General features: G+C 63.8%; 14 protein-coding genes. 8 read left to right on the forward strand and 6 right to left on the reverse strand.

The window, feature by feature from the left end:
• The first annotated feature begins 44 nt into the window (after positions 1–44).
• The 6 genes from CK215_RS00625 to CK215_RS00650 all read left to right on the forward strand — a co-directional run bounded on the left by CK215_RS00625 (position 45) and on the right by CK215_RS00650 (position 6,458).
• Positions 45–1,619 carry a trimethylamine methyltransferase family protein gene (locus tag CK215_RS00625; protein ID WP_095829809.1) on the forward strand — a complete coding sequence of 525 codons (1,575 nt, stop codon included), beginning with the start codon at positions 45–47 and terminating at the stop codon, positions 1,617–1,619.
• Between the two features lie 89 nt (positions 1,620–1,708).
• Positions 1,709–2,398, forward strand: a complete 690-nt coding sequence (locus tag CK215_RS00630; protein WP_095778495.1) for a hypothetical protein — start codon at positions 1,709–1,711, stop codon at positions 2,396–2,398.
• A 104-nt stretch (positions 2,399–2,502) separates the two neighbouring features.
• Complete coding sequence (locus tag CK215_RS00635; RefSeq protein ID WP_095829810.1) at positions 2,503–3,234, forward strand: dienelactone hydrolase family protein; 732 nt, start codon at positions 2,503–2,505, stop codon at positions 3,232–3,234.
• Positions 3,235–3,307: 73 nt separating this feature from the next.
• Positions 3,308–3,871 carry an RNA polymerase sigma factor gene (locus CK215_RS00640; protein WP_095829811.1) on the forward strand — a complete coding sequence of 188 codons (564 nt, stop codon included), beginning with the start codon at positions 3,308–3,310 and terminating at the stop codon, positions 3,869–3,871.
• A gap of 2 nt (positions 3,872–3,873) precedes the next feature.
• The gene (locus CK215_RS00645; protein WP_095829812.1) at positions 3,874–6,042 is read left to right on the forward strand and encodes a VWA domain-containing protein; all 2,169 of its coding nucleotides are present in this window, start codon (positions 3,874–3,876) and stop codon (positions 6,040–6,042) included.
• A gap of 14 nt (positions 6,043–6,056) precedes the next feature.
• Positions 6,057–6,458 carry a hypothetical protein gene (locus CK215_RS00650; RefSeq protein ID WP_245299688.1) on the forward strand — a complete coding sequence of 134 codons (402 nt, stop codon included), beginning with the start codon at positions 6,057–6,059 and terminating at the stop codon, positions 6,456–6,458.
• 12 nt (positions 6,459–6,470) lie between these two features.
• On the opposite strand, the gene bmt is transcribed toward CK215_RS00650, so the two are convergent.
• Positions 6,471–7,487 (reverse strand): betaine--homocysteine S-methyltransferase, encoded by a 1,017-nt coding sequence (gene bmt, locus CK215_RS00655; protein ID WP_066999705.1) that lies wholly within the window; start codon positions 7,485–7,487, stop codon positions 6,471–6,473.
• 155 nt (positions 7,488–7,642) lie between these two features.
• Positions 7,643–8,500, reverse strand: a complete 858-nt coding sequence (locus tag CK215_RS00660; RefSeq protein WP_095829813.1) for a helix-turn-helix transcriptional regulator — start codon at positions 8,498–8,500, stop codon at positions 7,643–7,645.
• Positions 8,501–8,728: 228 nt separating this feature from the next.
• Between CK215_RS00660 and CK215_RS00665 the strand changes: the two genes are divergently transcribed.
• Both CK215_RS00665 and CK215_RS00670 read left to right on the forward strand, forming a co-directional pair.
• Entirely contained in the window at positions 8,729–9,739 is a 1,011-nt protein-coding gene (locus CK215_RS00665) for a fatty acid desaturase (RefSeq protein WP_066999712.1), read from the forward strand.
• 75 nt (positions 9,740–9,814) lie between these two features.
• A complete protein-coding gene (locus tag CK215_RS00670; RefSeq protein WP_095829814.1) occupies positions 9,815–10,660 on the forward strand; it encodes a PhnD/SsuA/transferrin family substrate-binding protein in 846 nt (281 codons plus the stop codon).
• Here CK215_RS00670 and CK215_RS00675 read toward each other — a convergent pair.
• The 4 genes from CK215_RS00675 to CK215_RS00690 form a co-directional block, all read right to left on the reverse strand.
• Complete coding sequence (locus CK215_RS00675; RefSeq protein WP_095828853.1) at positions 10,622–11,968, reverse strand: Xaa-Pro peptidase family protein; 1,347 nt, start codon at positions 11,966–11,968, stop codon at positions 10,622–10,624. The genes CK215_RS00670 and CK215_RS00675 overlap by 39 nt on opposite strands.
• A 17-nt stretch (positions 11,969–11,985) precedes the next feature.
• Positions 11,986–13,494: a glycosyltransferase family 39 protein gene (locus tag CK215_RS00680; RefSeq protein ID WP_170950189.1), complete on the reverse strand. Its 1,509-nt coding sequence runs from the start codon at positions 13,492–13,494 to the stop codon at positions 11,986–11,988.
• 92 nt (positions 13,495–13,586) lie between these two features.
• On the reverse strand, positions 13,587–16,157 hold the full coding sequence (locus tag CK215_RS00685) for an FAD-dependent oxidoreductase (RefSeq protein WP_095829816.1): 2,571 nt from the start codon (positions 16,155–16,157) through the stop codon (positions 13,587–13,589).
• A 53-nt stretch (positions 16,158–16,210) separates the two neighbouring features.
• The gene (locus CK215_RS00690; RefSeq protein ID WP_095829817.1) at positions 16,211–17,788 is read right to left on the reverse strand and encodes a trimethylamine methyltransferase family protein; all 1,578 of its coding nucleotides are present in this window, start codon (positions 17,786–17,788) and stop codon (positions 16,211–16,213) included.
• Positions 17,789–17,912 lie beyond the last annotated feature (124 nt).

Genomic DNA, 17,912 nt, shown 5'->3' on the forward strand with positions numbered 1-17,912 from the left:
GAGCCAATTCAGGCCCAAATCTAAAATCTATAGGAAGAACGATCATGAGCGATAACGCGGCAGTCGAGCAGGAAGCGTCGGGCGGACGACGCGGACGCGGCGCCAGCGGCGGCGCGGCGGCCAGGCGCGCGGCGCGCGCAGGCGGCGGTCCGGGCACCCAGCTCACCTATATCAAGCGCAAGATTAACGTCTACGAGGTCCTCGACGAGGAAGGCCTGGCGCTGATCGAGAAGAACACAGACACGGTGCTGGAAGAGATCGGCATCATCTTCCGCGACGACGCCGAGGCGCTCGCGCTGTGGAAAGAGGCCGGCGCCGATGTGAAAGGCGAGCGCGTGCATTTTCCCAAGGGGCTTTGCCGCTCGCTGCTCAAGACCGCGCCTTCGATCTACACCCAGCATGCGCGCAATCCGGAGCGTTCGGTGCAGATCGGGGGCAAGGGAACGGTGTTCGCGCCGGTCTACGGCCCGCCCTTCGTGCGCGACCTCGACGGCAACCGCCGCTACGCAACGCTTGAGGATTTCCAGAATTTCGTGAAGCTCGCCTATATGGCGCCGTCGATCCACCATTCGGGCGGCACGGTATGCGAGCCGGTCGACGTGCCGGTCAATAAGCGCCATCTGGACATGGTCTATTCGCATATCCGCTATTCGGACAAACCGTTCATGGGCTCGGTGACGGCGCCGGAGCGGGCCGAGGATACGGTGGCGATGGCCAAGATCGTGTTCGGCGAGGATTTCGTCGAGAAAAACACGGTGCTGACCAGCCTGATCAACGCCAACTCGCCGATGGTGTTCGACGAGACCATGCTCGGCGCGCTGAAAGTCTATTCGCGCCACAACCAGGCCTGCATTGTCACGCCGTTCATCCTGGCCGGCGCGATGAGCCCGGTGACGGTTGCCGGAACGCTGACGCAGATCCTGGCCGAGGTGCTTGCCGGCGCCTCTTTCACGCAGCTGATCAGGCCCGGCGCGCCGGTGCTGTTCGGCACTTTCGCCTCGTCGATCTCGATGCAGTCGGGCGCGCCGACTTTCGGCACGCCGGAACCATCGCTGGTTTCCTATGGCGCAGCGCAGCTCGCGCGCCGGCTAGGCCTGCCGTTCCGCACCGGCGGCTCGCTCTGCGCCTCGAAGGTCCCGGATGCGCAGGCGGCCTATGAGAGCGCAAACACGCTGAACTCGACCATCCTTGCCGGCACCAACTTCGTGCTGCATTCGGCCGGCTGGCTCGAGGGCGGTCTCGCCTCCTGCTACGAGAAATTCATGATGGACATCGACCAGCTCGGCATGACGCAGAAATTCGCCGAGGGCGTCGACCTGTCGGAGAACGGCCAGGCGATGGACGCCATCCGCCAGGTCGGTCCGGGCAGCCACTATCTCGGCTGCGACCACACGCAGGCGAATTTCCAGACCGCCTTCTACCGCTCCAACATCGCCGACAACAATTCCTATGAGCAGTGGCTGGCCGAAGGCGAAAAGACAGCGCCGCAGCGCGCCAACGAGCTCGCCCGCCGCTGGCTGGAAAGCTACGAGGCACCGCATCTCGATCCGGCGATTGACGAGGCACTGAAGGATTTCATCGACAGGAAGAAGGCCTCGATGGCCGACGCCTTCACTTGAAAGGAGCCCGAGTCAGGCCGGGCTAAAGTCGCCAACATCATCCATAAGGAAGTCTGGCGGAGCGCGTTCTCCGACCCGGACAAGAAGGGATGACTTTTTCGCGCGGCACGATCGAAGGGACCGCGGCCGCGCTTGCCGCCCACGGCCTGATCCTTCGGGGCGGCTTTCGCTTCGCTAGTGATGAAGCCGTGCCTGCGGGGCTTTCAGGCGCGCCTGCGAAGTCCGCCCTCTTGGTTGGGCAGGCCGGCGCCGCACCCTGGCCGCACTTCCAGCGCTGGCTCGGGCAGCGGGCCAGCGGGATCGTCAACCCGCTCGACACCTGGTCGCGGGAGGTGATCGGCGCGGTGGCGCAAGCGTTCGGCGCTCGCGCCGTGTCGCCCTCCGACAGGCCCTATCTGCCGTTCCAGCAATGGGCGATGCGGGCGGAAGGGTTGAAGCCGTCGCCGCTCGGCATCCTCATGCATCCGCAGTATGGGTTGTGGCATGCCTATCGCGGCGCGCTGCTGTTCGAGGAAGAGATTTTCCTCCCCGAGCCTCGAGAAGCGATTCATCTCTGCGACACATGCGTCGAAAAACCCTGCATGAATTCCTGTCCGGTCGATGCCTATTCCGAGCAGGGTTTTGCCCATGAAGCCTGTCTTGGGCATGTGCGCGGCCCCGGAGGCGGCCTGTGCCGCACGAGCGGCTGCCTCGACCGCAACGCATGTCCCTACGGGGCGGACTATCGCTATCCGCCAGAGGTGCAGGCCTTTCATATGGCGGCCTTTGCTCGGCTGTAAGATGAAGGCCAACCGCACGAAATCTTGAACGCCAGGCTCCGGGATTGTCTTGCCGGGCCGCTCCAGCCGGATATCTATCGCGCGGACAGACGACGGAGAGCAGCATGGCCAAGCAAGAGATCGAGATCGAAACCCGGGACGGGAAGGCCAAGGCCGGGCTGTTCCGACCGGCGGCGGCGGCCAGGGCCGGCGTCATTCTCTACATGGATATTTTCGGCCCGCGGCCGACGCTCGACCAGATGGCCGAACGCCTCGCAGGGCATGGCTATGCCGTGCTGGTGCCCGATCTGTTCTATCGCAGCGTGCCCTATGGACCGTTCGACCCTAAGACTGCGTTTGCTGAGGATAAGACCAGGGCTCAACTGACGGCGCTGAGCGGTGGCACCACGCAAGAGATGACCATCCGCGACAGCGCGGCCTTCCTCGATGCGCTCACTGCCGAAGGCCTGGACGGGCCGGTCGGCGTCGTCGGCTATTGCATGGGCGGCGCTCGGGCTCTCAATGCCGCCGCGGCCTATCCCGACCGCATTGCTGCCGCGGCCAGCTTCCACGGCGGCAATCTGGCAAGCGACGCGCCCGACAGCCCGCACCGGAAGGCGGCGTCGATCAAGGCACGCATCTACGTCGGGGTCGCCGGCGTGGACCGCAGCTTTCCGCCGGAGCAATCGGCCCGGCTGGCAGAGGCGCTCAGGGTCGCCGAAGTCGACCACACGATCGAGAACTATGTCGGCGTCGGTCATGGCTGGTGCGTCAAGGACCACAGCGTCTATGACGAAGCGGGCGCCGAGCGCCATTGGAAGCGGCTCATCACGCTGTTCGCCGAGACCTTAGGGTAGGGTGCGGAGGCTGCCGCAAAAAAATCTTTCCATCGCCCCAAGGAATCGCCATTAGCCTTCGTCCAACAGGCAAATGACGGCGATGATGCTGGACGACAGCGAAGCCTCCGATGCCGAATTGATCGGGCGGGCGAGGGGCGGAGACAGGGGGGCTTTCGGCAAACTGCTCGAAAGGCACTATGGTTTCGTCTATCGCGCCGCCTATCGCTGGTGCGGCCGCAAGGCCGATGCCGAAGACATCGCCCAGGATGTCTGCGTGCGGCTCGGCCGGGCAATCCGCGACTATCAGGGCAACGGCGCGTTCACGACTTGGCTCTACGCCATGACACTGAACGCTTCGCGCGACATGATGCGCAAGCGCGCCCGCGACAGCGCCAAGACCGAGGCCTTCGGCACGTATGCGCTGATTGCGGGACAGGGATCGGCGGAAATCCAGGACCCGGCAGAGGCGCTGTGGGCGGCGGTGCGCATGCTGCCGGACAAGCAGCGCGACGCGGTGCTGCTCGTCTATGGCGAAGGGTTGAGCCACGCGGCTGCGGCCGTGGTGATGGCGATCTCGGAGGCGACGGTTTCCTGGCACATCCATGAAGCGAAGAAACGGCTGAAGCTGCTCATGCGCTCAGCCGGGGAAGTGTGACCATGGTCGACGACAACGAACTCGAAAGGCTGCGCAATCTGGCAGTTCCGGCGCCGGACAGCGAAGCGCAAACGCGTGCGTTGGCCGCCGCGATGCAGGCCTTCGACTTGAACGAAAAAATTTCGACCGTCCCCCAAGGATCGCCGGCAGGTCTTCGTCTCACGGAGCGAGCACAAAGGCTCTGGAGAGAGATCATGCAACGGAAACTCATTGCCACCCCGGCCCTGACCGCGCTGGTCGCGCTGCCTATCGCCGGCTATGCCGCTTTTGAGATGCTGAGGGAGCAGCCGCCCGTTATTTCAAACGGGAAGGTCACCGAAACGGTGGCCGACAAGCCGGTTGCGCAGAAGCCGATACCGAACCAGCCCGCGATCAGCGAGCCGCTGGCGGCCGCGCCTGCCAAGGAGAAGAAGACCGGCGCCGACAGCGAGAGGCGTGTCGAAGACGAGGCGCAGGTCGCACCGGCATCGCCGCCGAAAACTGAATTGAGCCGATCCGATGATCGGACCAGGCAGGAATACGGGGCGTTGAAGGACTTTGCCAAGCAAGCACCACAGGCGCTGCCTGTGCCGCCGCCTGCACCTGCGGAGGTTGACCAGCTGGCCGCCGGCGGACGCGCGGATGCCCAGGCGCCGGCAACCGCCATGCAACCTGCAGAGATGCCGGCTGGCGCCGTCGCTGGTTCCAGGCCGATGGTTCAGCCGGCGCCCATGCCGGCCGATCAAATGCAGCCGCAAGAGCAAAACCGCGACCGCATCGAGACCTTCAAGACCAATCCGGTTCACCAAGCCGCCCAGGATCCGGTGTCGACCTTCTCGATCGATGTCGACACGGTGTCCTATTCCTTCGTCCGCCGCTCGCTGAAGGAAGGTATTCTGCCCGACCCAGGTACGGTGCGGGTCGAAGAGATGATCAATTACTTCCCCTATGACTGGAAGGGGCCGGACTCGGCCGCGACGCCGTTCAATTCGACCGTCACCGTCATGCCGACGCCCTGGAACGAGCGCACCAAGCTGATGCATGTTGCGATCAAGGGTTTTGACGTGAAGCCGGTCGAGGCGCCGAAGGCAAACCTGGTGTTCCTGATCGACGTTTCGGGTTCGATGGACGAGCCGGACAAGCTGCCGCTGTTGAAGTCGGCGTTCCGGTTGCTGGTCAGCAAGCTCAAGGCCGACGACACCGTCTCCATCGTCACCTATGCCGGCAATGCCGGCACGGTGCTGATGCCGACAAAGGCCGCGGAAAGGCAGAAGATTCTTGCGGCGATAGACAATCTGGAGCCAGGCGGTTCGACCGCCGGCGAGGCAGGCATCAAGGAAGCCTACAAACTTGCGCAGCAGTCTTTCGTCAAGGACGGCATCAACCGCGTGATGCTTGCCACCGACGGCGATTTCAACGTCGGCCAGACCGATGACGACGACCTCAAACGGTTGATCGAGAAGGAGCGCAAGACCGGCGTGTTTCTCTCGGTGTTCGGCTTCGGCCGCGGCAATCTCAACGACCAGATGATGCAGACCATCGGCCAGAACGGCAATGGCACGGCCGCCTATATCGACACGCTTGCCGAGGCCGAGAAGGTGCTGGTCGAGGACGCGTCCTCGACGCTGTTCACCATTGCCAAGGATGTGAAAATCCAAGTCGAGTTCAACCCGGCCAAGGTCTCGGAATACCGGCTGGTCGGCTATGAGACGCGGGCGCTCAAGCGCGAGGATTTCAACAATGACCGCGTCGACGCCGGCGATATCGGTTCCGGCCATTCGGTGACGGCGATCTACGAGGTCACGCCCAAGGGAAGTGGCGCCGAGCAGGTCGATCCGTTGCGCTATGGCGAGGCGAAGGTCGACAATGGCGGCGTTGCCAATGCGGGCGAATATGCCTTCGTAAAAATCCGCTACAAGCTGCCGAACGAGAATGTCTCGAAACTGATCACGACACCGGTGACCGCGGCCAACGAGGTGCCGTCCTTCGATGAAGCCGGCGTCGACCAGCGCTTTTCGGTAGCGGTTGCGGCTTTCGGGCAGAAGCTGCGCGACGAAGATCAGACGGCGAATTTCGGCTACGACCGGATCCTGGAGATCGCCAACGCCGCGCGCGGCGTTGATCCGTTCGGCTACAGGGCGGAATTCCTGTCGCTGGTGCGGCTAGCCTCGTCGCTGGGCACCAACAAATAGGGCGGGTGCCGGCCATGGAACAAAAAGCCGGCGGAGGACCTGCCGGCTTTTGCCGATCGTTAAATTGCGCGGCTTTTCCGGAACTTGATCGCAATGCCCTCCTGTTAGTCAAAGCTGATAGAAGTGAGGGGCTGGAATTGCATATCACCGGGAATGTGACGCCGACTGCGGGCAATCTTCAGACGCGAGCACCGTCCGCTCCGTCGGCGGAATCCGCGCGGATCAGGAATAATGTCGATGCGGCCCGCGACACGGCGCTCTCTGCGCTCAACAACGACCGCTTTCGCGTGATGCTGGAGCAGATCAGCGACCCGCGCGCGTCCGGCGCGTTGATGACGATGGGCGCCGACGGCAAGAACAGCGCCGCCACCGATCTCGGTACGGCGCTGTCGCGTTACGCTGAAAACAGCGAATAGAGCAGGCCAATTTCAGGCGCGGCTGCGCCGGCGTTCGCGACGGCCTTCGCCTGCCTCGGCAGCGCTCGCTATCTTGTTGCGCATCGGCCCGATGCGCTCGACGATGGACTCGACTGTCGGACGCGCCGACTTGGTGTGCGCGTCGAGCGCCTTGCGCATCGCGGCAAGGTGAGCGAACGAGGTGCCGCAGCAGCCGCCGACGATCTTGGCGCCGGCATCGACTGCCAGCCGGACATAGTCGGCCATCAGTTCCGGCGTGCCGGAATAGTGGATCTCGCTGCCGCGGAATTCCGGAATGCCGCAATTGCCCTTGACGATCACGGTGGCTTCCGGCTTCGCGTCGGTCATGTCGAGCAGCGAGGCCAGGATGTCGGCTGCGCCGACGCCGCAATTGGCGCCCACCCCAAGCGGAGCCTGCGACAGTCCATCCGCAACGCCGTGGATGTCCTTGGGCAACAGCCCCATCATGGTGCGGCCGGCCGTATCGAAGGAACCGGTATAGGTGTAGGGCAGGCCGACACGGATCGCGGCTTCGGCCGCGGCGCGGATCTCATCCGGCGCCGACATGGTCTCGATCCAGGCGACTTCGGCTCCGCCGGCCTTCAAGCCTTCGATCTGCTCGGCGAAGGCATCCACCGCTTCCTCATAAGACATAGCGCCGAGCGGCACCAAAAGCTCGCCGGTCGGGCCGACGGAGCCGGCAACGATCACCTTGCGGCCTGCCTTGTCGGACACCGAACGGGCAATTTCCGCGGCGCGCTTGTTCAAGTCATGCACGCGGTCCTGAGCGTGATGCAGCTTCAGCCGATGACGGGTGCCGCCGAAGGAATTGGTCAGGATGATGTCAGCGCCGGCATCGACGAAATTCTGATGCAGCGCGGCGATGGTGTCGGGCGCCGTCTCGTTGAGCAGCTCGGGGGCTTCGCCGGCCTCAAGTCCCATCGCGAATAAATTGGTGCCGGTGGCGCCGTCGGCCAGCAGCACGCCTTTTTCGGCAAGCAATGCGTCGATCGGATTGGTGGCGGTCATGGCTCTGGCTTTCGCATCTTGAATTCAAATAACGATATAAAGAAGTCTTTATATCTAGTCAATGAATTTGCGCCCCCGCTCTTGCATGAGTTTCCTAAAACGGACGGGTCGGCCAGGTTGGTCGCCGCATGCCAGCATGGCGATGATGGTCACGTTCAGACAGAGCCTGAGGGGAAAGAGATGCCGGCCAGCTTCTGCGTGAAGCTCGCCGCCTCATGCGCGTTGATGTCGGCGGCTCGGATCAGATTGTCGAAGTGGCTGGTCAGGGTACGGACCGGCTGGGTGGCGTTCAACACCAGATACATATCGCCGACATAGATTGCGGCGCGGTACGGCCCGAAGATCGTATAAGGGATCGAATAGCGCATGCGGCCGTCATAGAGGAACAGGCGGAAGGTCGGGTAAAGGTCGTCGAGGAGCGTTGCCATGTGCAGCAATTGCCGGCGGCGCTCGGCTTCCGGGAACCGGTCCCAGACGCCGAGCCCGCGAGCGAAAATCTCCAGCGTATGGCGCGGCATGCAGACCTCCATGTCGGTCTCGGGCCGCCTGTTGTAGTCGATGCGGTATTGCGTTTCGCCGGCCTGCGCCTCGCGGCTCTTGTTGGTAATGCCGGCCTCGTATTCGACAAGGGCCTCGGTGCGCAGGAGGTCCGGAATGCCCGCCGGCACGTAGCGGATCTTGGTGCCGACCGCCTCGGCGTGCCATTTGGCAAGTAGCGTGCGGTCAAAGCCGTCCGGCGCCTCCTCGATCTCGAGGCTTTCGCGAATCTCGCCGGTGACGCCTTCGTCCTGGCTAAGGCCCAGCAGCCAGTCGAGCGATACCTTGAACTCGGCGGCGATGTTGAGAAGCGTCTCGGCGCGGGGCAGGCGCGGCGAGGCGCCCGACAGGAGTTGCGACAGCGCCGAACGATCGATGCCGACGGCGCTCGCGAAGGCCGACTGGTTCAAGTCCGAGCGTGTCAAGAGCAATTTCAGGCGCTCTCGGAAGACCGTCGACAGATCACGCTTGTCCATCACGCCGCTCCTTTCCAGTGGAGGAAAAATTTGCGCCCAGGCCTACTGGGTAGGTGCTCAGGCGCAAATGAATCCCCAAATCTGTTTACAATATATAACATCTGCAGCCAAAAATGCGCATTCGCAACAGGTTGTTCACTTTGTCGCGTTGCGACAACGGCAGGCTCCTGACACAATGCTGTCAGGAATCAAAGTGGTTCCGGCGACTGGAAGGCAGTGGTCGATAGCATGACTGGCATACGCAAGAGACACAGCAGCACACCGGCCGTGGAATGGCCGACAGTATTCCTCACACTGTTCTGTTATGGCGCCTGGCTTGCCACCGGCTTCCTGCTTTGGCCTTCCTATTCGCTGCTGGCCCTTGTCGCCTTGGCCTTGATACTGGCCCTGCAATCCTCGCTGATGCACGAAGTGCTGCATGGCCATCCGACCCGCAACGCCAGCATCAACGAAGCCTTCGTCGTCCTGCCGATCGGGCTGGTCTGGCCGTTCCGCCGTTTCAAGGCGATCCATCTTCGCCACCACGCCGACGAGCGGCTGACCGACCCGCTCGACGATCCGGAAAGCTATTACCAGGCGCTCTGGATGCATGCGGAAATGCCGCCGGCGATGAAGTTCCTGCTCAAGATCAACAACACAATGGTCGGCCGCTTCGTTCTCGGACCTTGGCTGTCGTCGATCGGCTTCTTCCTCGACGACGCCAGACAGATGGCCGCCGGCGACAAGGCGATCCGCAAAGCCTGGCTGCTGCATGCCGTCGGACTTGCAGTGGTCGTGCCGATCGTGACCTTCGGCTTCGGCATCCCGCTCTGGCTCTACATCCTGGGGCCGGTGTGGCTTGGCCAGTCCCTGATTTCGGTGCGCACCTATGCCGAGCATCAGTGGTCGGAACACCCGGAGGGCCGCACGATCATCGTCGAGCGGTCGCCGCTCTCCTTCCTGTTCCTCAACAACAACCTGCATTTCGTGCACCACAAGAGCCCGACCGTCGCCTGGTACAGACTGCCGAAGATGTTTCGCGATCGCCGCGAAGAATGGCTGCGGATGAACAACGGCTACGTCTATCCGAACTATTTCGCGCTGATCAAATCATTTGCCTTCAAAGCCAAGGAGCCAGTGGTGCATCCGGTGCTGCGCCGCGCGCCCGAACCCGGCCGCGCCTTCAAACCGCGTATCAGAGCGCGTAATGTGAGTGGACTTGGCACGGCTCCGGTGCCGGCTGAGCCGCCCAAAGAGTAATTTCGAACTTTCGCGACTGCTTTATCGCCGCGGAATTCAGGCGCCGATGACCGCCTGTTTTGAAAGCTGTTCGTCATGAGCAAGTTGATTGCGGCTCTGCCGATGTATGACTGGCCGGAAGTTCGTGGCGAGATCGACGCGCAATGGGCGCAGCTCCGCGACGCTTTTCGACGGAGAGGTATCGACGCGCCGGAAAGAATGGCGCGCAGCAATCGCGACCTGCCGCCGGTGTCCGGCGGCATCCAAGACGGCGCCGGAAAGCTGATAGCGCCCGACCCCGCGACATTGCCCCCGGACGAGTTCGATTTTCACCAGCTCTGGCTGAGCCCGGCGCTGCTTTTCGGCCAGACCTGCTGGGGGCCGATGGAGCTCGGCCTGGCCAGGCATGTGCAGGTGGTCGCTCAGCCAAGCTATGACGCGTTCGAGGGCGGGCAGGGCGAGCTCTATTCCAGCGCGCTGGTGATGCCGGCTGATGGCGGGCGGTCGGTTGGCTCGCCCGAGGATGGCAAGGCCGTCATCCCGCTCGATCTCATCCGCGGCAAGCGCTTCATCTTCAACAATCCGGATTCGATGTCCGGGCTGCTCGGGCTGACGCGCGACCTGGAGGCGATCGGCGAAAGTCTGGGCGTCTTCGCCTCGTGCGGCGAAAGCGGCGGCCACCGGTCGTCGATCGTCGCCATCGCCGAGGGCAGGGCCGATATCGCCGCCATCGACTGCCAGAGCTGGGCATTGGCGCAGCGATTCGAGCCGGCGGCGCGGCGCGTGAAAGTCGTCGGCTGGACGACTAGGCGGAAGGGATTGCCATTTATTTCGGCCAGGGCCACATCGGCGGACGTCGTTGCGTCCATGCGCGAGGCCATCGCCGACTTTGGCTTGGACGGGTCAGCTGCCAAGCAGCTTTTCGTCGAGCGGGTAGGCTGAGAGTTTTTCGTTGCCGGTCTCGGTGATGAGGATCTGCTCCTCGATCTTGACGCCCTCGCGGCCGCCGAGCCTGCCGATATAGCTTTCCACGCACAGCACCATGCCGGGTTCCAGGACGCCATCCGGCGTGTCGTCCGTCCAGTCGCTGGCATGCGGCAGGGTCGGATATTCGTCCGCCAGACCGACGCCGTGGTAGAGCACGCCGTAGCGCGCCGGGAAGCAGTCTCCAGGCGGCACGGCGGAGCGTTCGACGAGATCGCGGAAGGAAATGCCCGGCCGCATCAATGCCGTGTTGTGGGCGATCTGGTCGGCGGCGATGCGGAACAGGTCACGCTGCTCGTCGGACGGCCGGCCATCGCCGCAGAGCCAGGTGCGCGATAGGTCGGCGCAAAATCCATAGGGACCGATGAGGTCGGTGTCGAAGGCGACGAGATCGCCGTCCTCGACGATGCGCGACGAGCATTCCTGGAACCAGGGGTTGGTGCGCGGCCCGGACGACAGAAGCCGGGTCTCGATCCATTCGCCGCCGCGCGCGATGTTGCCGCGATGCAGTTCCGCCCAGAGTTCGTTCTCGGAAATGCCCGGCTTCAGCGCCGCTTCCATCTCGCCCATCGCCGCCTCGCAGGCGACAATGGCGCGGCGCATGGCGAGGATCTCGTCGGGCGACTTTATGAGGCGCGCATTCTCCATCACCGCCTCGCCATTGCCGACCGTGATGCCGCGGCGGGCAAGCTCTTCGACGCCTTCCGGGTTGATGTGGTCGACGGCGATCCGCCGATTGCCGCCGCCGTGCTCGGCAAGGAGCTCGGCGATGCCGGCTGCCCAGCGGCGGACCTTCTTGTCGGTCAGCTCGCCGCTATAAAGGTACATCCACGACACCGCCGGTCGCACCTCGTCGACGACGCCGGCGTGATCCGACAAATGCTCGCAGGAGAAATAGTCGAACAGCACCACAGGACCTTCTGTGGCGACGAAACAGTGGCGGGTCGGATTGTGCGCGACCCAGAGCTGCATGTTGGTCGAATCCGTCGCGTAGCGGATGTTGACCGGGTCGTAGAGCAGGGCGCCGGCATAGTCGCGGCGCCTGAGTTCGGCGCGGATGCGCTCGAGCCGATAGGTTCGCATGGCAGGCAGGTCGGGAGCGGCAATGCCTGCCGCCGCCCATTCGGCTTCGGCTACCGCGCCATAGCCCAGAGCGTGCTGGTTGAGCGCGCCAGCCTTCTCGCGGGAGGCGGCGCGGAGCGCCTCGACGGAACCGGGTTCGAACGGCATGATCTTGCGGTGGCGGCCGAAACGTTGTGTGTCCATGCGGTCCCCCTGTCTGTCTATTGCGGCTTCATCTTGTGCAGCCTGGTGATCGTGACCTGGCGCGGTGCGCTCCCCAACTGCGGCACCGCGATGCGCCGATGGACGGTATCCATCACATAGCCGGCCTCGGTGATCCTTTTGAAGATGACGGAGGCCGGTTCCTCGTCATCCGCGAGCACAAGCACCGCGGGCTCGCGGATCGATCTGGCGAAATCGGGTATCTCGTCGTCGAGCACGATGAGATCGGGATCGACGAGGCGGAGATTGCCGATCCAGAACCAACTCGAGACCACAGTGCCGACCGGTCCGTCGGCTGTCAGCTGACGATGGAGCGAAGCGTAGTCCATGCGCACGATGCTGCCGCGGTTATCGCCGCCGTGGACCTGCATGTACCAGCTTACCGGAAGCACGAGGGTGGCCATCACGGCGCCGACGAAGACGATTGTCGCCTGCGTCTTCCTGCCCCTTTCCCCCATCGCGTCCAGCCGCATGGCAATGGCGACCGGCAACAGCACGAATACGGGCAGCATCCAGCGATCGCGAAACTGTGTGATGCCGCCCGCCAGCACCACCACGAGCGTGATCAGCAAGGCGAAGGCTATCGCCCGCCAGACCAGCGTCTCTGGCCACGGTGCGGCCTCGGGCGGTGGAGCGGATTGCTTGCGCGCCAGGAAAAACGCGACGGCAAAGATCGTGGCCGGCAGCCCGGCGAAATTGAGCATCGCATTGCTCAAGCCGCGGATGCCGCGAGACAGGGTCTTTGCCGCGCTGCCCCCTTCGGCGACGCCCAGGCCACCGCTGTGCGCCAGCAGGTCTCCGAGATGCGTGAGGCTCCAGTAGAATGTGGGGAGGCAGGCAAGGATCGCCACAACCACACTGATCAGGAAACGGCGATCGAAGATCGCCTCACGTGTTTCGCGGACGGACAGCGCCGCAAGGAACAGCGCAGCGAGAAAGATCACCTCATTGTATTTCGACAGCATTGCGGCGGCCGTCGCCAAGCCAAGCAGCACATACGCGGTAGTCGAGCGCCGTTTCTGCAACTCGGCGACTGCCAGGAGCAGCAGCGATGAAAAGCAAAAAACCGCGACCGAGTGGGTGAGGGCATGCTGCATCTCCCATACGATCTGTGGAAACAGCAGCAGGCCGAACATGGCGGTGGTCGCCGCGCGGGCTGAATAGCCCAGGCGGCGCACTGTGGCGAAGGACGCGACCAATCCACCGGCCAGCAGCGTGTATTTGACGATCTTGAGCGCGAGAATGCTGGTTCCAACCAGCGAGGCCGTGAGGATGCCGAACCAGGTGTATAAAGGCGGCTGCGAGCCGCCATAGCCGGCCGCGAGGAAGCGCATCGCCATCAACTGTTCGGAGTCGTCGACGCCGACGCCGGTGCCCACGAAATGGGACGAAAGCGGCATCACCACGATCTGGACCAGGCAATAGGCAAGTGCAAACGCGATTGCGGCACTGAAAGGGCCGACCCGTTCATCGCAGAGCCAGTCGGTCCATTTCTCCAGCTGCCGCAAGGGTCGTCTTCTCATCTGATGCGTTGGTGGCCGGTTGCTATATAGCCGGCCACCAACACGATCCGAAAGCGGTACATTACGGCTTCCTGGAATCAGGTGCGCATCTTCTCGCCGCTCGGGTCGAAGGGCGGCTCGACGTTGATGCGGGCCGGGCGGCGGTGGCCGAGGATCTCGATTTCGAACAGGCCGGCGCTCTCGTCCTCGGCAAGGGCCGCCGGCACATAGCCCTGCGCCATCGACTTTTGCACGTAATGCGCATAGCCGCCCGAAGTCACCCAGCCGACAACGCGCCACTCGCCATCGACGATGCCGCGCACGGCCGAAGCGCCTTCGGCGGCTTCGGAGCCGCGCACTTCCTTGCCCGTCTCGTCGAAGCGCGGCGCGCCGTAGCCATGCGGCTTCTCCACCGTGCCGTAATCCTTGCTGACCTTGGCCCAGATCGGCTCGTCGCCCATCACGTCGGCGTCGGCAGCATCGACGATGAAGGAGACGCGGCGCAGCTTCGGCCTTTGCGCCTGCTCCCTGGCAGCCGCCTCGCGGCCAATGAAGTCGTTCTTCTCCAGCTTGATGAAGCGGTCCATCGAGCCTTCGAACGGCCCGTAGATCGGACGCAACTCGCGGAACCAGGTTGGGAAGTTCTTTTCGAGACGCATCGACAGCAGCGCGCGCATGCCGAAATCGACGAGGCCGAATTCCTCGCCTGCTTCCTTGATCGCCTTGTAGACGAGGCGCTGATAGGCGGGGGCCATCCAGATCTCGAAGCCGAGGTCGCCGGTATAGGTGATGCGGTTGACCATGCAGGGCGCGCCGCCGACCGCCATCTCGCGGAAGTCCATGAAGCGGAAGGCCTTGGTCGAGACGTCGACGTCCACAAGTTTCTGCAGCAAATTCCGCGCGCTCGGTCCGGCGATCGACAAGCCGACCAGTGTCTGGTCGAAGCGGTGGATGCGCACAGAACCATCCTTGGGCAGGTGCTTCTCGAACCAGCGCATATGGTATTTCTGCGCGGCCGAAGAGCCCCAGATCATGAAACGGTCCTCACCGGTCTTGGCGATGGTGAAGTCGCCGATCAGCCTGCCGAACTCGTTGACCATCGGGGTGAGCACAATGCGGCCGGTCTTCGGCATCCGGTTGGTCATCAGCCGGTTGAGGAAATCCTCGGCGCCCGGCCCGGAAACTTCGTACTTGGCAAAGTTGGCGATCTCGGTGACGCCGACCCGTTCGCGCGTCGCGCGAACTTCCTCGCCGATCGGGCCGAAATCGTTCGAGCGATGGAAGGAGACGATGTCCTTTGGCTCGGTGCCCTTGGGCGCGAACCAGAGCGGGGTTTCCAGTCCCCACGAGTCGCCCATGACCGCATTGTTGGCGAGCATCGTGTCGTAGAGCGGCGTCGTCTGCGCCGGCCGGGCGGCCGGCAGTTCCTCGTTCGGGAAGCGGATCGAGAAGCGCCGCGAATAATTCTCGCGCACCTTGGCGTTGGTGTAGCGCAGCGTCGCCCATTCGCCGAAGCGGGCGACATCCATGCCCCAGACGTCGAAGCCCGGATCGCCGTGCACCATCCAGTTGGACAGCGCCAGGCCGACGCCGCCGCCCTGGCTGAAGCCGGCCATGACGGCGCAGGCGCACCAGAAGTTGGTCAGGCCCTGGACTGGGCCGACCAGCGGGTTGCCGTCGAGCGCGAAGGTGAAGGGGCCGTTGATGATCTGCTTGATGCCGGCCTTCTCGATGCCGGGGAAATGCTTGAAGCCGATCTCCAGCGACGGCGCGATGCGATCGATGTCAGGTGGCAAGAGTTCATGCCCGAAATCCCAGGGCGTGTTGACCGGCGACCACGGCTTGCAGGCTTTTTCATAGGTGCCGAGCAGGATGCCGTTGCGCTCCTGGCGGGTGTAGATCTCGCCCTTGAAGTCAAGCACGCCGATCATCTCGCGGCCGGTCGACCTGTTGAATTCCTCGACCTCCGGCATCGGCTCGGTGAGCAGGTACATGTGCTCCATCGCCAGCACCGGCAGCTCGACGCCGACCATGCGGCCGATCTCGCGCGCCCACAGCCCGCCGCAATTGACGACATGCTCGGCTTTCACGGTGCCTTGCTCGGTGACGACGTTCCAGGTGCCGTCGGCTTCCTGCGTCAGCTCGACGACGCGGTTGCGCAGCACGATCTCGGCGCCGAGTTTTCGCGCGGCCTTGGCGTAGGAGTGGGTCGTGCCGGAGGGGTCGAGATGGCCTTCGACCGGATCCCACATGGCGCCGACGAAATTCTTCTCGTCCATCAGCGGGAACATCGCCTTGGCTTCCGACGGCGTGATCAGCTCGGTATCCATGCCGAGATAGCGGCCCTTGGCGTGGGCGAGCCGCAGGAAGTCCATGCGCTCGGGCGTGTCGGCCATCATCACGCCGCCGGTCAGATGCAGCGAGCAGGACTGGCCGGAAAGCTCCTCGATCTCCTTGTAGAGCTGGACCGTATAGGCCTGCAGCTTGGCGACGTTCGGGTCGCCGTTCAGCGTGTGGAAGCCGCCCGCCGCGTGCCAGGACGAGCCGGAGGTCAGCTCCGAACGCTCGATCAGTATGATGTCGGTCCAGCCGGCCTTGGCGAGGTGGTAGAGCACCGAGCAGCCGACGACACCGCCGCCGATGACAACCGCTTTAACGTGGGATTTCATGAAGATAGGTCCGTTTTTGCAGAGACTGAATCGAGTGAGCGGGGCGTGAAAGATCAAAAATCGGTCGGCGCGCCGCCTTCGGCGCGACGCTTCTCGACGAAGTCGTTGAGCTCCTCGCGGATGGCCGGGTCCATATAAGGCTCTTCGTAGGCCGCGAGGCGCTCCTTCCACACCTTGTTGGTGCGTTCCAGCGCCGTCGGCGAGCCCGCCTCGGTCCAGGTCTCGAAATTGCGCCAGTCGGAGACGATCGGCGAGTAGAAGGCTGTCTTGTAGCGCTCCTGCGTGTGCTGGGTGCCGAAGAAATGGCCGCCCGGGCCGACCGACTGGATGGCGTCGAAGCCGAGCGCGTCTTCGGAGAGATCGAGCGGGGTGAGAAATTCGGCCACCATCTGCAGGAGGTCGATGTCGAGGATCGTCTTTTCGTAGGAGCAGCGCAGGCCGCCTTCCAGCCAGCCGGCGCCGTGCATCATCAGATTGCCGCCGCCCTGGATGGCGCCCCAGAGCGAAAAGACGCTTTCATAGGCGGCCTGAGCGTCGACCGTGTTGGCGGCGCAGGTGTTGGAGGTCCGGTAAGGGATATTGTAACGGCGGGCGAGCTGGCCGCCGGCGAGCTGCGCCTTCATGTATTCGGGCGTGCCGAAGGCCGGTGCGCCCGACTTCATGTCGACATTGGAGGTGAAGCCGCCATAGCCGACCGGCGCGCCTTTCTTCACCATCTGGGCAAAGGCGATGCCGGAAAGCGCCTCGGCATTCTGCTGCACCAGCGCGCCGGCGATGGTGACGGGCGCCATGGCGCCGGAGAGTGTGAACGGCGTGACGATCACTACCTGGCCCATGCTGGCCATCTGGATGATGCCTTCCATCATCGGCACGTCGAGCTTGAGCGGCGAATTGGTGTTGATGATGGTGAAGACCGACGGCTCCTCCATCAGCTGCTCGCGGCTGATGCCGCGCGCGATGCGGGCGATCTCGATGCCGTCGACATTGCGTTCCTTGCCGAGCGAATAGATGTGGAAGACCTTGTCGGTCAGCGTGGCGAGGTCGCGGATGCATTCGAGATGCCGAACCGAGGGATGGATATCGATCGGCTCGACCGGATAGCCGCCGGTGCACTGCAGGATGTTGTGCATCTGCGCCAGGCGCAGGAAATTGCGGTAGTCGACCTGGTTGCCGGGGCGGCGGCCGCGGTCGAGGTCGGAGCAGTTGGGCGCCGAGGCCATCATCGACAGGATGACGTTGTTGCCGCCAAAGCGCAGATTGTGCGCCGGGTTGCGGGCGTGCAACGTGAACTCCGGCGGACAGTGCGCGATGAGCTCGAGGATCATGTCGCTATCGAAGCGAACGCGCTCGCTGCCTTCGCGAACGTCGGCGCCATGCGCCTTCATGATGCGGCGGGCTTCGTCATGCAGCACGTCGACGCCGATCTCCTTCAAAACGCGCAGTGAGGCGAGGTGGATCGATTCCAGTTCGTCGTCGGACACCAGCCTCGTGGGCACCAGCGGGTTCTTAAGCTGCCGGAACGGCGGCTGCTCGAAGGCTGCCGATCCGCCGGCGCGTTTGCCAGCACGGCCGCCGCGGCGGGCGCGATCTGTTGCCAATGCCGGTTCGGCGGGATGAAGGGCGGCAGTCATGAGAGGCCTCGTGGGGATGCGAAAGTGGTCGGCATAATGGACCGGCGGCAATGCTGCCGGTAAGGAGGCGGCGACCACTAGGGCGAGGGAAGCGACATGACGGAAGGGCAGATTGGCCCGCCGA

It is taken from the genome of Mesorhizobium sp. WSM3864, assembly GCF_002294955.1.
Classification (GTDB): Bacteria; Pseudomonadota; Alphaproteobacteria; order Rhizobiales; family Rhizobiaceae; genus Mesorhizobium.

Excerpts from the sequence above, each read along its gene's own strand:
- bmt (WP_066999705.1), bottom strand. The coding sequence starts at position 7,487 with ATGACCGCCACCAATCCGATCGACGCATTGCTTGCCGAAAAAGGCGTG.
- CK215_RS00630 (WP_095778495.1), top strand. The coding sequence starts at position 1,709 with ATGACTTTTTCGCGCGGCACGATCGAAGGGACCGCGGCCGCGCTTGCC.
- CK215_RS00690 (WP_095829817.1), bottom strand. The coding sequence starts at position 17,788 with ATGACTGCCGCCCTTCATCCCGCCGAACCGGCATTGGCAACAGATCGC.
- CK215_RS00640 (WP_095829811.1), top strand. The coding sequence starts at position 3,308 with ATGACGGCGATGATGCTGGACGACAGCGAAGCCTCCGATGCCGAATTG.
- CK215_RS00625 (WP_095829809.1), top strand. The coding sequence starts at position 45 with ATGAGCGATAACGCGGCAGTCGAGCAGGAAGCGTCGGGCGGACGACGC.
- CK215_RS00660 (WP_095829813.1), bottom strand. The coding sequence starts at position 8,500 with ATGGACAAGCGTGATCTGTCGACGGTCTTCCGAGAGCGCCTGAAATTG.
- CK215_RS00675 (WP_095828853.1), bottom strand. The coding sequence starts at position 11,968 with ATGGACACACAACGTTTCGGCCGCCACCGCAAGATCATGCCGTTCGAA.
- CK215_RS00650 (WP_245299688.1), top strand. The coding sequence starts at position 6,057 with ATGGAACAAAAAGCCGGCGGAGGACCTGCCGGCTTTTGCCGATCGTTA.
- CK215_RS00685 (WP_095829816.1), bottom strand. The coding sequence starts at position 16,157 with ATGAAATCCCACGTTAAAGCGGTTGTCATCGGCGGCGGTGTCGTCGGC.
- CK215_RS00635 (WP_095829810.1), top strand. The coding sequence starts at position 2,503 with ATGGCCAAGCAAGAGATCGAGATCGAAACCCGGGACGGGAAGGCCAAG.
- CK215_RS00670 (WP_095829814.1), top strand. The coding sequence starts at position 9,815 with ATGAGCAAGTTGATTGCGGCTCTGCCGATGTATGACTGGCCGGAAGTT.
- CK215_RS00665 (WP_066999712.1), top strand. The coding sequence starts at position 8,729 with ATGACTGGCATACGCAAGAGACACAGCAGCACACCGGCCGTGGAATGG.
- CK215_RS00645 (WP_095829812.1), top strand. The coding sequence starts at position 3,874 with ATGGTCGACGACAACGAACTCGAAAGGCTGCGCAATCTGGCAGTTCCG.